This is a genomic window from Sphaerisporangium sp. NPDC004334 (genome assembly GCF_053602655.1).
Genome location: NZ_JBSGDZ010000064.1, coordinates 1 through 14,576 on the forward strand (window position 1 = coordinate 1; position 14,576 = coordinate 14,576).

Consider the following 14,576-nt stretch of genomic DNA (forward strand, 5'->3'; position numbering starts at 1 on the left):
CCGCCGGAGTGGTCTGGTCGCTGATCTTCGCCCCCGCCGCCCGCACCGGAGGACCGGTCGACGTCGAAGCCGCAGGCGGCACGGTCGTCATCACCGCCGGAGACTCCTTGCCGCCCCTGGTCGACTCACCGCCGCCTCCGCCGCCCGGCGGCACCGCCGCGCCCGCGAGCAGCCCCCACGCGACCGGGCCCGCCGCGAACCGCCCCGGCGCGGCCGTCCCGACGTCCTCGGTGCCGGTGGTGCCCCCGCCGACCAGCTCCCGCCCCACGGCGAGCCCCACGAAGACGAAGAACAAGACCTCCGCGCCGACGACGAACGACGGGCCCAGCGATCCACCGCCCCCGCCGAAGACCACCTCGTCGCCCAAGCCGTCCCAGAAGTCCACGCCGAAGCAGAGCTCCCAGCCGCAGACCAAGCAGACCACCCAGGCTCCGCCGCCGCCTCCGCCGCCTCCTGCCTTCACCGCCTCGACCACCTCGCTGGACGTCGGCAGCGACCGTGACGGCACGGTGACCGTCCGGTCCCAGGTCGGCTCGATCACCTGGGAGGCCGTCGGCCGGGACATCCTGGTCTCGCCCGGCTCGGGCAGCACCGGCAGCGGGCAGACCGCCTCGATCGGGTTCAGCGTCCGCGGGTCGGGCACCTGCGGCCAGCAGCAGGAGGCCTACATGTCCATCAAGTGGTCCGGCGACAACCAGGGCACCAAAGGCTCCGGGACCATCGGCGTGAACATCACGTACACGAAGCCCTGCTGAACCGACTGAGCACGAGGAGACCGCGCATGCCCCGACTTCGCAAACGCGAGTGGATCATCGTCCTGGTCGCGGTGATCGCGGCTCTGACCGTAGGCATTCCGACGGGCATGGCCCTCGCCGATCCGGCGCCCGCGGCGACCGACCAGGTCAACAACGAGTGTGACGACATCCTCGGCAGCGGCACCCCCGAGTACATGTACTGCCGATGGATGGCCAAGACACCGAAGGACGCGCTGGACGTCGTCCGCTTCTGGGCCCGCAACGACGGTGAGAAGCTCAAGGAGGCCGTCCCCTATCCGGGGCCGGTGCTGTTCTGCATGGACAAGACCAACAAGGGTCCGGGCATGCAGGACTGTGCCGACAAGGACCAGGTGCTGTGCAAGTACGACCACAGCGCCGGCAAGTACGTCTGCAAGGACACCGACGGCAACGTGACCAAGCCGCCGGCCAAGGCGTGTCAGGGCGGGGAGTTCGACTGTTCCGGCGGCGGCAGTGCTTCGGGCACGCCGACGACGACCTCCGGTGAGACCACCTCGGGCGCGACGCCCGGGCCCACGAGCTCGACCGTGGCCGATCCGAACGCGCAGCCGGTGGACGATCCGAACGCCCAGACACAGACCGACCCGCAGACACAGACGCAGAGCGACCCGCAGACGCAGAGCGATCCGAACGGTGAGCAGGCGCCGCAGGTGGAGACCTCCAACGGGCCTCAGGACCAGGAGTCGGTGGCGCCGGAGCCCACCTCCAGCGTGACCGCGCCGCGTCCCGACCGCTCCACCGCGCCGCAGCCCGACCCCTCCACCGAGGCGCGGCCGTCCGCGACGCCGAAGGCGTCCAAGGCGCCGCTTGCCGCGCCGAACGACGCGACCGGCAAGGCGGCGGCCACGGCGATCAAGCTGGGCATGCGGGTGTGGATCGAGGGCGAGCTGGCCCCGGCGTGGACGGCCGGCAAGGACCAGTTCGACGCGGCGGTCGCCTCGATGGCGGCGCAGGCGAGCCGGCCGGGTGTGGTGGGCGTGAAGTTCGCCCAGGACCTCGGCTACTGGGGCTTCAAGAACGCCGACGACGTGCGCAGGTTCGTCAAGGAGAGCTCGGCTGCTCTGCGCGCGGCGATCCCGGCGGGCAAGCAGCTCGCGGTGGACGTGGTGGTGCCCGAGATGGGCTGCGGGGCCAACGAGCCGTGCCAGGCGGCGCTGCGCGCCAAGTACCCGCTGATCAGCCGGGCCAACGTCGAGAAGTACGTGCTGACCGGCGATGTGGACCACGTGAACGTCTCCAGCGGCCTGTTCGCCAGCGAGTACGCCAAGTACAAGGTCACCCCGGACAAGGCGCTGCGCAACCAGTGGATCGGCGTGCGGGCGCGCGGCTGGGACACCCGGGTGCACGTGGGTGCCCGTGAGGTGGGCCTGGCGCACAGCGGCGCCAACAAGCTGACCGCCGCGCAGGCCGAGGCCGCGGCCAAGCTGCGCGTCGATCTGCCGTTGCAGGCGGGCGTGCAGACGGTGATGCTGTGGACCCACCGCCAGGAGTGGGACGGCGCCACCTGGCGTCTGCTGGACCAGGGCCTGACGACCAACACCATGTGGAAGGCCCTGCAGGCCCGCAAGGGGCTCGGCCGGCTGTCGATCACCTTCGACGCCAGCGACCCCGAGAAGGGCATCACCCAGGACCTCACCAAGCTCGCCGAGGTCTTCGACGAGGTCTACATCCACTCCCAGTGACACGTGGGCAGCGGTGTCTCGGACCGGCGAGCCCGAGACACCGCCCTCTCCACAGTTGAACAGCACAAGACCACGGGCCCCGGCGACGGGGCCCGTGGCATGTCCGCGGGTGCCTGGTGTGAGGATCACCGCGGCCAGGGAACCGTTCAGGCCGGGCTGGTCAGCCAGGTGTCGATGGACGTCATCAGTTCCTTCTTGAGGCCGTCCGGAGCCGTGGAGGACCGGATCGACTGGCGGGCCAGCTCGGCGATCTCGGCGTCGCTGAAGCCGTAGACCTCGCGCGCCAGCTCGTACTGCGGCAGCAGCCGCGCGCCGAACAGCAGCGGGTCGTCGGCGCCGAGCGCGATCGGCACCCCGGCGTCGAACAGCCGCTTCACCGGGACGTCCCCGGCCCGCTGGGCGACGCCGAGGCCGACGTTGGAGGTGGGGCACACCTCGCAGGCGATCTGACGGTCGGCCAGGCGCTCCATCAGCCGCGGGGATTCGGCCGCCCGGATTCCGTGGCCGATGCGGTCGGCGTCCAGGTCGTCCACGCACTCGGCGACGCTCGCGGCGCCCAACAGCTCACCGCCGTGCGGGACGGCCAGCAGCCCGGCCCGCTTGGCGATGCGGAACGCGCCGTCGAAGTCGCGGGCCCGGGCGCGGCGCTCGTCGTTGGACAGCCCGAAGCCCACCACGCCCTTGTCGGCGTACTGCCCGGCCAGCCGGGCGAGGGTCTTGGCGTCGAGCGGGTGCCGCGTGCGGTTGGCGGCGACGATCACCCCGATGCCGACCTTGCTGGACTCCGACGCCCTGGCCGCCGCGTCGAGCACCAGTTCCAGCGTCGCGGTCACCCCGCCGAACCGCTGGGCGTACCCGGAGGGGTCGACCTGGATCTCCAGCCAGCGCGACCCCTCGGCCGCCTCGTCCTCGGCGGCCTCGCGCAGCAGCCGGTAGACGTCCTGGTCACGGCGCAGCACCGAACGCGCTATGTCGTACAGCCGCTGGAACCGGAACCAGCCGCGCTCATCGGTGGCCCGTAGCCTGGGCGGCCAGTCCTCCACGAGCGCGTCGGGGAGGTGGACCCCGTGGTCGCGCGCGAGCTCCAGCAGGGTGGAGTGCCGCATGGAGCCGGTGAAGTGCAGGTGAAGATGCGCCTTCGGAAGTTCGTCGAGCGGGCGTGCCATTTCCATATCTTGCCGTACCGCGCCGGCGCGGTGGTCCCGCACCTCCTCTCAACCTCGTGGTGGGTCGGTGCGTTGGGGAGGACGAAAGGGGACTCGCCATGACGGAAGAAGACGAAGCGGCCTTCGATGAATTCCTGGCCGCCCGGAGCACCGCCCTGCTCCGCACGGCCATCCTCGTCTGCGGCGCGTCGATCCACGACGCCGAGGACCTGGCGCAGGGCGCGCTGGAGAGGGTGTACCGGCACTGGCCGAGGATCCGGCACGACAACCCGGAGTCCTACGCCAGGCGGGTCGTGGTGAACGCGGCCATCTCCCGGGCACGGCGGCGCAAGGTGATCCAGGAGATCACCTTCGCCCGTCCTCCCGAGCCGGAGGCGCCGCAGCCGGACCTCGACACGCGCGACGCCCTGCTCGCCGAGCTGCGCCGCCTGCCGGCGCGCATGCGCGCGGTCGTGGTCCTGCGCTACTGGGAGGACCTGTCGGAGGCCGAGACCGCCGCGCTGCTGGGCTGCTCGGCCGGGACGGTGAAGAGCCAGGCCGCACGCGGCCTGGCCAGGATGCGGGCGCGCATGGGCGTCCTGGACGGGACGTCGGTGTGAACGCGAAGGAAAGGTTCGGCATGAACATAGAAGAAGCGCTCAAGGAAGCCATGTCCGCCCGTGTCGCGGACGTCCGCGCGCCGGCGATGATGGGCCAGGCGGTGCGGCGCAGGCACCGCGCGCACCTCACGCGGTTCCGCACGGCCGGCGCCGCCGCGCTCACCGTGCTGGTGGCGGGCTCCTTCCCCGCCTACACCGCCCTCACCTCGGGACATGGCCTCGCCCCTAACCCTGCCCCCGCCCCCGCCGGCCCGGCCGTGGCATCCTCCGGCGCGCCGGCCTCGGACACGCCGACCGCTCTCGGCGACCCGAGTCAGGCGCCGACCGCGCTTGGTGACCCGAGTCAGGCGCCGACCGCTCTCGGCGATCCCAGTCAGGAGCCGACCGCTGTCGGTGATCCGAGTCAGGCGCCGACCTCCGTCCCGTCGGAGGACGGGGTGGACACCGCGACGATGCCCCCGTCCGCCGCGACCGCGGAACCGTCCCAGGACGACCGGTCCGGCCTGCCGCAGGACCTCGGCGACCTGGGCGACGGCCGCGCCTTCGGCGGAGTCCGCGTCGGTTACCTGCCGGAAGGTCTGCAATGGGGTAAGTGGTCGGGCAAGAACGGTTTCGGCACGACCAGTTACACGACCAGCTGGGCCGAGTCCGGCCTCCAGCCGGGCGAGTACTCGGTCCAGATGGTGATCTACGAGGGCGCGGCGGCCAAGCGTGAGCGGTCCAAGCTGAAGGACTACCGGGCCGACGCCAAGGCCACGCGGGTGAACGTCCACGGCTCGGCGGCCGTCATCGCCACGCTGGGCGAGGCGTCGGAGATCACCGGCGACGGCGGAACTCCGACCATCCTGTGGTCCCCAGGGCGGGGACTGATGGCCGAGGCCATGATCAGCCCTGACTACGCCCGCAAGCTCGGCGCCGATCACACCGGACGCGAGCTGAAGAAGATCGCCGAAGCGGTCCGCCCCACCGGCTGACCGGCCCTTCGGAACAGACCGAGGCCCCGGGCCGTCCAACCCGGGGCCTCGCTCATGCCGTCGTTCAGTGGGCCTCGGACAGGAGCTTGGCGAGGCGGCTGACGCCTTCCGCGAGGTCGTCGTCGCCGAGGGCGTAGGACAGGCGGAAGTAGCCGGGGGTGCCGAAGGCCTCGCCGGGGACCAGGGCGACCTCGGCCTCCTCGAGGATCAGCTCGGCGAGCTCGGCGGACGTGGACGGGCGCCGGCCGCGGAGCTCCTTGCCCAGGATGGCCTTGACCGACGGGTATGCGTAGAACGCACCGAACGGCTCGGGGCACAGGACGCCGGGGATCTCGTTGAGCATGCGCACCATGGTCTGCCGCCGCCGGTCGAACGCCTCGCGCATGCGCGCCACGGCGGACAGGTCGCCCGAGACCGCCGTCAGGGCCGCCGCCTGCGCGACGTTGGAGACGTTGGAGGTGGCGTGCGACTGCAGGTTGGTGGCGGCCTTCACGACGTCCTTCGGGCCGATCATCCAGCCCACGCGCCAGCCCGTCATGGCGTAGGTCTTGGCGACGCCGTTGAGCACCACGACGGTGTCGCGCAGCTCGGGGACGGCGGTGGCGACGCTGGTGAAGGCCACCCCGCCGTACACCAGGTGCTCGTAGATCTCGTCGGTGACGACCCACAGGCCGTGCTCCGCGGCCCAGCGGCCGATCTCGGCCACCTGGTCGGGGGAGTAGACCGCGCCGGTCGGGTTGGACGGCGACACGAACAGCAGGACCTTGGTGCGCTCGGTGCGTGCGGCCTCGAGCTGGTCGACCGAGGCGAGGTAGCCGGTGGTCTCGTCGGTCACCACGTCGACCTGGACGCCGCCCGCGAGCTTGATCGCCTCTGGGTAGGTCGTCCAGTAGGGGGCCACCACCAGCACCTCGTCGCCCGGGTCGAGCAGCGTGGCGAACGCCTCGTAGACGGCCTGCTTGCCGCCGTTGGTGACCAGCACCTGCGAGGCGTCGACCTCGAAGCCGGAGTCGCGCCGCGTCTTGTCGGCGATGGCCTGCTTGAGCTCAGGAAGACCGCCGGCCGGCGTGTACTTGTGGAACCGCGGGTTCCGGCACGCCTCGACGGCCGCCTCGACGATGTAGTCGGGCGTCGGGAAGTCCGGCTCGCCGGCTCCGAACCCGATGACCGGACGGCCGTCCGCCTTCATCGCCTTGGCCTTGGCGTCGACGGCCAGCGTGGCGGACTCTGAGATGGCGGAAATGCGCGCTGAGATGCGAGGACGGGTCATGCCTTCCATGGTTCCAGACGTCTCCCACCGCCGCCGCCCTATATCCGTGAAGTGGACAAGCGGTGTCCGTCATGACGTGTCGCACGAGTTGGTTCGACGTGAGGCGCATTCACCCGTACACTTCTGCAACTAGTGAGCGACGTACCCCCGACCGCTCGGGGTAAGGTGGTTCACGGCAGAGGGCACTAGCGCAATTGGTAGCGCACCGGTCTCCAAAACCGGCGGTTGGGGGTTCGAGTCCCTCGTGCCCTGCGGAGTGCGGTCCGCGCACCGATGGCGTGTATGCCGCCGAAAGTTGCGTAGGAACGACGGATCAGGTGAGGACTGTGGCGATCGACACACGCGGCGAGGCCGCCGACAGGCCGAGTAAGCCGTCCGGCCAGACCGTTAAGAAGCGCACCTCTCCCGCACTTTTCTACCGGCAGATCATCGCCGAGCTTCGCAAGGTGATCTGGCCGACGCGCAAGGATCTGATCTCTTACACCACGGTGGTCCTCGTCTTTGTCTTGATCATGGTCGGGCTCGTGGCGGGGATAGACTTCTTGCTCACGCAGGGTGTGCTGGCGGTCTTCGGCGGAGCCTGAGCCGGCCGCCGCGCGACAGCCGTCCCCGGCGGGTCGGTGGCCGTCTTGAACGGCGGCCCCCCGCTGACGGGCGGCTGCACGTCCTTTGGGGCGTCAAAGATCGCAACATCATCGACGAGAGAAGAAAGAGTCACCGTGTCCGAGTCCCCACTGTCGGCTGGCGCATCCCACGAGGAGTGGGAGGGCGAGCCGGAAGAGGCGATCGAGATCACCGACCAGTCCGGCGAGGCCCTTGAGGCCGCCGATGATGCCGACGAGTCCGGTGATGCCGACGAGTCAAGCGAGGCGGAGGAGTCCGGCGAGGCCGCCGAGGCCCCGGAGGCCGCCGAGGCCGCTGCCGGCGCCGTTGACGAAGACGGTGATCTCGTTCCCGATGTCGACCCTGTCGAAGAGTTCAAGCGCTCCATGCGGGGCCTGCCCGGCGAGTGGTACGTCATCCACTCCTACGCCGGTTACGAGAACCGCGTGAAGTCCAACATCGAGACCCGCACCCAGTCGCTCAACATGGAGGACTACCTCTTCCAGGTCGAGGTGCCGGTCCACACCGTCACCGAGATCAAGGGCGGCAAGCGCACCCCGGTCAAGGAGCGCGTGCTCCCCGGCTACGTGCTGGTGCGCATGGAGCTGACCGACGAGTCCTGGTCCGCGGTGCGCAACACGCCCGGCGTGACCGGCTTCGTGGGCCTGTCCAACCGGCCGAGCCCGCTGAGCCTGGACGAGGTCGCCAAGTTGCTCGCGCCCGAGCCGACCGAGCAGACCAAGACGACCGCCGCCAAGGCCGCGGCCGCCACCGTCGACTTCGAGGTCGGCGAGTCGGTCACCGTCATGGACGGCCCCTTCGCCACGCTGCCCGCGACGGTCAGCGAGATCAGCGCCGAGTCGCAGAAGCTCAAGGTGCTGGTCTCGATCTTCGGTCGCGAGACGCCGGTCGAGCTGTCGTTCAACCAGGTCTCCAAGATCTGACGCCCGTCCAGGTCCTGGCGATCTGGCAGCGCGCATACACTGATAAGTCGTCCCGCGGGCCGGCCGTTCGAGCGGCCGCGGGGTTGGTCCCGAGGGAGCACGGCCGTCTGGCCCTCGCCTGCCCTCGGGGGGCTTCCACGCCCTGTGGGAGTTTCACAGGAGTTCAGGACCCGGAGTAGGACAATGCCTCCTAAGAAGAAGATCGCGGCTCTGGTCAAGGTCCAGCTTCCCGCTGGCCAGGCCACGCCCGCGCCGCCCGTCGGTACCGCCCTCGGTCCCCACGGCGTCAACATCATGGACTTCGTCAAGCAGTACAACGCTGCGACCGAGGCCCAGCGGGGCAACATCATCCCCGTCGAGATCACCATCTTCGAAGACCGCAGCTTCACCTTCGTCACCAAGACGCCGCCGGCGCCTGAGCTGATCAAGAAGGCCGCGGGCGTCGACAAGGCCAGCGCCAACCCGCACCGCGACAAGGTCGGCAAGCTCACCAAGGACCAGCTGCGCCAGATCGCCGAGACGAAGATGCCCGACCTCAACGCCAACGACATCGAGGCGGCCGAGAAGATCATCGCCGGCACCGCCCGGTCGATGGGCATCACCATCGCCGACTGACCCGCGCAGCGGTTCGAGGCACGACAGACACAGTGGGAGGGCCACGCGCTGGCCCGTCACCACGGGCTCCAGAAGGAGAAGCAGTGAAGCGCAGCAAGACCTACCGCAAGGCGGCCGAGCAGATCGACCACGAGGCGCTGTACAGCCCGGTCGACGCCGCCAAGATCGCCAAGGCCAGCTCGGTCACCAAGTTCGACGCCACCGTCGAGGTGGCCCTGCGGCTGGGCGTCGACCCCCGCAAGGCCGACCAGATGGTCCGCGGCACCGTCAACCTCCCGCACGGCACCGGCAAGACCGCCCGGGTCCTGGTCTTCGCCACCGGTGACCGTGCCGAGGAGGCCCGCGCCGCGGGCGCCGACATCGTCGGCGCCGACGAGCTGATCGAAGAGATCGCCAAGGGCAACCGCCTCAACGAGTTCGACGCCGTCGTGGCCACGCCCGACCTCATGGGCAAGGTCGGCCGCCTCGGCCGCGTGCTCGGCCCGCGCGGTCTCATGCCGAACCCCAAGACCGGCACCGTCACCCCCGCGGTGGCCAAGGCCGTGACCGAGATCAAGGGCGGCAAGATCGAGTTCCGTGTCGACCGGCACGCGAACCTCCACTTCATCATCGGCAAGGTGTCCTTCCCCGAGCGTCAGCTCCTGGAGAACTACGCCGCCGCGCTGGACGAGATCGTGCGTCTCAAGCCGTCCGCGGCCAAGGGGCGCTACCTCAAGAAGGTCACCTTCTCCACGTCGATGGGCCCGGGCATCCCGGTGGACCCGAACGTGACGCGGGGGATCACCGCCGAGCTGGACGCCTGAGGTCCTCCTCGCGCCATCGGGCGAGCGGCGCGCACCGTGCCGCCGCCTGACGGGCACAACCTGAGAACCACCTGAGAAAGGCCCGCACACAGTGCGGGCCTTTCTTCTTTACGCGGTCGGTTTCCTCGCAGGTGAACCCCCGTTTTGTCGTCACGCGCGCTTCCAGGGCCGGTAATCGATGCACATACTCCGCCGCACGGGGTAGGGGCAGCACGTAGGGTAAAAATTACTTATGGGGGATACAGAAGGGTTACCTAGTGAACCGGCGAATGACACCCGCGATCGCGGCCGTGGGCTCGGCCATGCTCCTCGCGGTATCGGCATGTGGTCAGGCATCGCAGCAGCCGGCCGAGTCCCTCGGCGCGGTTCAGCTCTCCGCGGCTGAGTCCCTTCAGCACAGCGCTGAGAGCGCCCAGGACGTGACGTCCTACAACGCCCAGCTCGCGCTGGACTTCAGCGCCCCGAACGAGGGCGCGGGGTCGGTCAAGGGCTCCATGGTGGTCCACCAGAAGCCTCAGCTCGCCTCCGACGTGACGCTGGACACCATCAACGTCCGCGGGCAGAACATCCCCGGCGGCGTGCGCGTCATCCTCGTCGGGCAGACGGCCTACATCAAGGTCGACATGCTCAACAAGCTGGTCGGCGGCAGCAAGCCGTGGATCAAGCTCGACCTGGCCAGGGCCGGGCAGAACGCCGGCGTGGACGTCGACCAGTTCCTGTCCCAGGCCCAGCAGATCGACCTGCAGACCAGCGTGCGCATGCTGACCAGCTCCAAGGACGTCGCCAAGGTCGGCTCCGAGACCGTCGGCGGCGTCGACACCACGCACTACAAGGGCACCTTCACCGTGGCCGAGGCGGTCAAGCTGCTGTCGCCCGAGATGCAGAAGCGCGTCCAGGGGCAGCTGACCAACGTCAAGGACATGAAGTTCGACACCTGGATCGACGCGCAGAGCCTCCCGCGCAAGGTGGAGATGAACGGCGGCGCCGGCGACGGCGTGTTCAAGCTGACGTCCACGTTCACCTCCTTCAACCAGGCCGCGGAGGTCACCGCACCCCCGGCCGACCAGGTGGGCGACCTCCCGCAGAACCTCAACGGGCTCAACGGGACCGACGCCGCCGGCACCACCGGAAGCTGACCGTCACGGGTCGCGCTCCGCGCCGCTCCTCCGCGAGTTGGCGCGGAGCGCGAAGCCCGGGTACAGTGTTCAACGCCGAAGACCGCCGGTCGTCGCCGAGCCCGTTATGGCTCGGTGGCCCAAGGATCCACTGTGGTGGATGGCCTGCGCAGGTGTGATGTGAGTTTCCATATGGCTGCTCGCGCGGATCCTTTTCCCGCGTGACCTCTGTGTGTGAGCCCCGTGCGCCTGCGCCGGGGCTTGTTCTCATTTACGGACTCCTGGGCCCTTCGCCGGTGGCACATCTGGAAGGAGGCCCATGGCGAGGGCGGAAAAGGCGACCGCGGTTGCCGAGCTCAAAGAACACTTTGAGAGCTCCAGCGCCGCTGTCCTGACCGAGTACCGCGGTCTCACCGTGGCGCAGCTCAAGCAGCTGCGCGTCACGCTCGGTGGGAATGCGAAGTTCGCCGTGGCGAAGAACACGCTGTCCAAGATCGCGGCCAACGAGGCCGGGGTCACCTCCCTGGACAATCTGTTCCAGGGGCCGACCGCGATCGCGTTCGTCAGTGGCGACGTGGTCGAGGCGGCCAAGGGTCTGCGTGACTTCGCCAAGGCCAATCCCCTCCTGGTCATCAAGGGTGGTGTCGTCGACGGCAAGTCGATGACCCCGGCCGAGATCGCGACGCTCGCCGACCTCGAGTCGCGCGAGATCCTGCTCGCGAAGCTGGCCGGCGCGCTGAAGGCGAAGCAGTCTCAGGCCGCCGCCACGTTCAACGCGCTGCCCACCCAGCTGGCCCGGCTCGTCGAGGCCCTGCGCGAGAAGCGCGGGGAGACCGGCGGCACGGAGGCCGGCGCGGACGCCGCCGCGGACGCCGCCGAGTAGTTCCGGCGCGGAAGCGACCAAAGCAGGGGATTGCGGCGCATACCGCGGTCCGATTCACGTTTTGCAATTCATATGGAGGAACCACCCATGGCGAAGCTCAGCACCGACGAGCTGCTCGACGCGTTCAAGGAGATGACCCTCCTTGAGCTGTCCGACTTCGTGAAGCTCTTCGAGGAGACCTTCGACGTCAAGGCCGCCGCTCCGGTGGCCGTGGCCGCCGCCCCCGGCGCCGGTGGTGGCGCCGCCGCCGCCGAGGAGGCCGAGGAGCAGGACGAGTTCGACGTCATCCTCGAGGCCGCCGGCGACAAGAAGATCCAGGTCATCAAGGAGGTCCGCGCGCTCACCAGCCTCGGCCTCAAGGAGGCCAAGGACCTCGTCGACGGGGCTCCCAAGCCGCTGCTCGAGAAGGTCAACAAGGAAGCCGCTGAGAAGGCCAAGGCCGCCCTGGAGGGCGCCGGCGCCACCGTCACCGTCAAGTGACCTCACGCGTCTCGAAGCTCCACCTGAGCGTCTGAAAGCTCGCGCGCGAGCGTTCAAGCTCTGCAAGGAAGGGGCGGTCCACCCTGGTGCCGGGTGGTCCGTCCCTTTCTGTTTTCCGCGCGGACTTGCGGCGGTCCGGGTCCTTCCTCCTGTCCCGGTGACCCGTTCCGTCCTGCCGCGGACCTTTCCGGCCCGTCCTGTACGGGCAAAGAGGATGATCGCCCATCTGGATCTTGATACCGGGTTATGATCCGGCGAACCGCCGGGCGGCCGGGCACCGGGTCCGGCGCGTCCGTGCCGTCGTGGCGCCGAGCGGCGCCGGTCAGGGCGATCGGAGGGAACAGGTGGCGCTGCACGCGGCTCGCTCCCCCCGCAGGAGGCGCCTTGTGGTGCTCCTGGCGCTGGTCGCGCTCGTCGCCGCGCTGGGCGCCGCGTGGGTGCGCGTCGGCGACGACCTCGACCAGGCGCGGGCGGTGGCACACGACCGCTTGGCCGCCGTCCAGGCCGCCAAGCGGTACGCGCTGAACCTCATGGCGGTGGACTACCGCACGATCGACCGCGACGTCCAGCGGGTGATGGACACCTCCACGGGCCAGGCGCGCGAGCAGTTCGCCCGGGAGGCCGGCAATCTGAAGGAGGCGACCCGCCGGAACAAGGCCGTGCAGACGGGCGTCGTGCGCGCCGCGGGGCTCGCCTCCATGAACGACCGGCGCAGCGCGGCGCGGGTGCTGGTCGTGGCCGACTCGGTGATCCGCTGGGACCAGGTCAAGACCGCCCCGCAGGAGCGCTTCTACCGCTGGAACATCGAGGTGAGCAAGGTGGGACAGGGCTGGGCGGCCTCGAGCCTGGAGCCGGTCGAGTGACCGCCGAGGGCGGCCTGAGGTCCTCTGAGGGGGCCGTGGCGTCCCGCTCCCGGTCGTGGAGTTTCTTGGTCGCCGCCACGCTGCTCGGCCTTCTGGCGGCCGTTCTGGCCGTCCTGACGGCCCTCGCCTATCTGAGGCTGCGCGAGTTGCGCGACAGCGAGTCGGCGGCGGCCGACGCGACCGCCGCCGCACGGGCCTACGCGCCGGACATGCTGTCCTACGACTACCGCACGATCGAGGCCGACCTCGCCCGGGCCAAGGGGTACGCCACCGGCGACCTGGCCGCCCACTATGGGGAGCTGACGCGGGTCCTGGCTCCTGTGGTCAGGCGCGAGCAGACCGTGCAGCAGGCGGCGGTGGTCGCCGCGGCGGTGGAATCGGCGACGCCCGACCGGGTTCAGGTGTTGCTGTTCATGAACATGGGAACGTCAAAGCTGGTGCCGGGCGAGAAACGGCCCCAGAGGCAGGTCCTGCACAATCGCGCCCGGTTCGTGCTGGTCAGAGGCCAGGAGCACTGGCTGGTGTCGGAGCTGTCGACGCTGATCGGCAACGCCCCCGGCGGCTGAGATCCACGGCGGTGGGACGGCCGTGCGGCGTGGCGCGTTATTAAATCGTTAGTAAAGCTTGGGTTTGAGCATCGCGCGGGTTGGGCATGACAAAGGGCACGACAGTGTCGTGAGGCGGCAAGCCTTCGATCCTCCGTGTGACTGAGCGTTAGCCGATCCGCAGCGCGGGTATCGTCTGGACCCGGCTGGCCGCTCCGTCTCCAGAGGGGAGAAAACCCAGCGTGACGGGGCTTGGTCGCCTCGAATGTGGGTCTACGGGCTTGACGTTTCGGCGCTGACGGGCGATGCTGCGTCCAGTGTGGGTGCGCAGAGCGAGACTGAGTGGACAGGTGTATGCCCATCGGCTACACTGCCCCTTTGCGCTGCCCTTTGACGACCCGCTTCTCTAGGTAACTTTGATGCATGGTCGTCTGGCGTGCGTGTAGTCAGTCCGCGAGCCCTCGGAAGGACATCTGTTGGCAGCCTCGCGCAACGCCTTCGCCGTACCCGCTGGTCCCCGCCGCGTCTCTTTCGCGCGCATTCAGGAGCCGCTCGAAGTTCCCGATCTTCTCGCCCTGCAGACCGAGTCGTTCGACTGGTTGCTCGGCAACGAGAAATGGCGGTCGCGGGTCGAGGCGGCTCGCCAGGCCGGGCGCAAGGACGTTCCGGCCCAGTCCGGTCTCGAAGAGATCTTCGAGGAGATCAGTCCCATTGAGGACTTCTCCGGAACGATGTCCTTGTCGTTCCGCGACCACCGGTTCGAGCCGCCCAAGTACTCCGTCGATGAGTGCAAAGACAAGGACATGACCTTCTCCGCCCCGATGTTCGTCACGGCGGAGTTCATCAATAACACCACCGGTGAGATCAAGAGCCAGACGGTGTTCATGGGCGACTTCCCGCTCATGACCTCCAAGGGCACCTTCATCATCAACGGCACCGAGCGTGTCGTGGTCTCCCAGCTGGTGCGGTCCCCCGGTGTCTACTTCGACCGCTCGGTCGACAAGACCTCCGACAAGGACCTGTACGGCTGCAAGGTGATCCCCTCGCGCGGTGCGTGGCTCGAGTTCGAGATCGACAAGCGCGACAGCGTCGGTGTGCGCATCGACCGCAAGCGCAAGCAGGCCGTCACCGTCCTGCTGAAGGCCCTCGGCTGGACCAACGACCAGATCCTCGAGCGGTTCGGCCAGTACGAGTCGATGCGCGCCACCCTGGAGAAGGACCACACCTCCGGCCAGGACGA

14 protein-coding genes, 1 tRNA gene and 2 pseudogenes are annotated in these 14,576 nt (G+C 69.3%); 15 read left to right on the forward strand and 2 right to left on the reverse strand.

The window, feature by feature from the left end; all coding sequences use genetic code 11:
- Both ACWEN6_RS40475 and ACWEN6_RS40480 read left to right on the forward strand, forming a co-directional pair.
- A pseudogene (locus ACWEN6_RS40475) lies at positions 1-755 on the forward strand (hypothetical protein); the annotation flags it as partial.
- Between the two features lie 26 nt (positions 756-781).
- Positions 782-2,476: a hypothetical protein gene (locus tag ACWEN6_RS40480; RefSeq protein ID WP_452577485.1), complete on the forward strand. Its 1,695-nt coding sequence runs from the start codon at positions 782-784 to the stop codon at positions 2,474-2,476.
- A gap of 146 nt (positions 2,477-2,622) precedes the next feature.
- Here ACWEN6_RS40480 and ACWEN6_RS40485 read toward each other — a convergent pair whose 3' ends face one another.
- Positions 2,623-3,642, reverse strand: a complete 1,020-nt coding sequence (locus ACWEN6_RS40485) for an adenosine deaminase (RefSeq protein ID WP_452577487.1) — start codon at positions 3,640-3,642, stop codon at positions 2,623-2,625.
- A gap of 98 nt (positions 3,643-3,740) precedes the next feature.
- Between ACWEN6_RS40485 and ACWEN6_RS40490 the strand changes: the two genes are divergently transcribed.
- Together ACWEN6_RS40490 and ACWEN6_RS40495 are read left to right on the forward strand one after the other, a co-directional pair.
- A complete protein-coding gene (locus ACWEN6_RS40490) occupies positions 3,741-4,241 on the forward strand; it encodes a SigE family RNA polymerase sigma factor (RefSeq protein WP_452577489.1) in 501 nt (166 codons plus the stop codon).
- Positions 4,242-4,261: 20 nt separating this feature from the next.
- Entirely contained in the window at positions 4,262-5,215 is a 954-nt protein-coding gene (locus tag ACWEN6_RS40495; protein WP_452577491.1) for a hypothetical protein, read from the forward strand.
- Positions 5,216-5,279: 64 nt separating this feature from the next.
- Here the strand turns inward: ACWEN6_RS40495 and ACWEN6_RS40500 are convergent, their stop codons facing one another.
- Positions 5,280-6,485: a pyridoxal phosphate-dependent aminotransferase gene (locus tag ACWEN6_RS40500; protein ID WP_452577493.1), complete on the reverse strand. Its 1,206-nt coding sequence runs from the start codon at positions 6,483-6,485 to the stop codon at positions 5,280-5,282.
- 179 nt (positions 6,486-6,664) lie between these two features.
- Here ACWEN6_RS40500 and ACWEN6_RS40505 point away from each other — a divergent pair.
- From ACWEN6_RS40505 to ACWEN6_RS40555, 11 genes and pseudogenes are all read left to right on the forward strand, one after another.
- Positions 6,665-6,737: transfer RNA gene (locus ACWEN6_RS40505), tRNA-Trp, on the forward strand.
- 74 nt (positions 6,738-6,811) lie between these two features.
- Positions 6,812-7,069 (forward strand): preprotein translocase subunit SecE, encoded by a 258-nt coding sequence (secE, locus tag ACWEN6_RS40510; RefSeq protein WP_354853938.1) that lies wholly within the window; start codon positions 6,812-6,814, stop codon positions 7,067-7,069.
- Positions 7,070-7,204: 135 nt separating this feature from the next.
- Positions 7,205-8,032, forward strand: a complete 828-nt coding sequence (gene nusG, locus ACWEN6_RS40515; protein ID WP_452577495.1) for a transcription termination/antitermination protein NusG — start codon at positions 7,205-7,207, stop codon at positions 8,030-8,032.
- A 183-nt stretch (positions 8,033-8,215) separates the two neighbouring features.
- The gene (gene rplK / locus ACWEN6_RS40520; protein WP_354853944.1) at positions 8,216-8,647 is read left to right on the forward strand and encodes a 50S ribosomal protein L11; all 432 of its coding nucleotides are present in this window, start codon (positions 8,216-8,218) and stop codon (positions 8,645-8,647) included.
- A gap of 83 nt (positions 8,648-8,730) precedes the next feature.
- Positions 8,731-9,450, forward strand: coding sequence for a 50S ribosomal protein L1 (rplA, locus tag ACWEN6_RS40525; RefSeq protein WP_354931874.1), 720 nt, complete (start codon positions 8,731-8,733; stop codon positions 9,448-9,450).
- 269 nt (positions 9,451-9,719) lie between these two features.
- On the forward strand, positions 9,720-10,586 hold the full coding sequence (locus ACWEN6_RS40530) for an LppX_LprAFG lipoprotein (protein WP_452577497.1): 867 nt from the start codon (positions 9,720-9,722) through the stop codon (positions 10,584-10,586).
- Between the two features lie 298 nt (positions 10,587-10,884).
- On the forward strand, positions 10,885-11,448 hold the full coding sequence (rplJ, locus tag ACWEN6_RS40535) for a 50S ribosomal protein L10 (RefSeq protein ID WP_354853951.1): 564 nt from the start codon (positions 10,885-10,887) through the stop codon (positions 11,446-11,448).
- Between the two features lie 87 nt (positions 11,449-11,535).
- The gene (rplL, locus tag ACWEN6_RS40540; RefSeq protein WP_354853954.1) at positions 11,536-11,928 is read left to right on the forward strand and encodes a 50S ribosomal protein L7/L12; all 393 of its coding nucleotides are present in this window, start codon (positions 11,536-11,538) and stop codon (positions 11,926-11,928) included.
- Between the two features lie 386 nt (positions 11,929-12,314).
- On the forward strand, positions 12,315-12,791 hold the full coding sequence (locus tag ACWEN6_RS40545) for a hypothetical protein (RefSeq protein ID WP_354853957.1): 477 nt from the start codon (positions 12,315-12,317) through the stop codon (positions 12,789-12,791).
- A gap of 65 nt (positions 12,792-12,856) precedes the next feature.
- Positions 12,857-13,357: a hypothetical protein gene (locus ACWEN6_RS40550; protein WP_452577498.1), complete on the forward strand. Its 501-nt coding sequence runs from the start codon at positions 12,857-12,859 to the stop codon at positions 13,355-13,357.
- Between the two features lie 455 nt (positions 13,358-13,812).
- Positions 13,813-14,576: pseudogene (locus ACWEN6_RS40555) on the forward strand (DNA-directed RNA polymerase subunit beta); the annotation flags it as partial.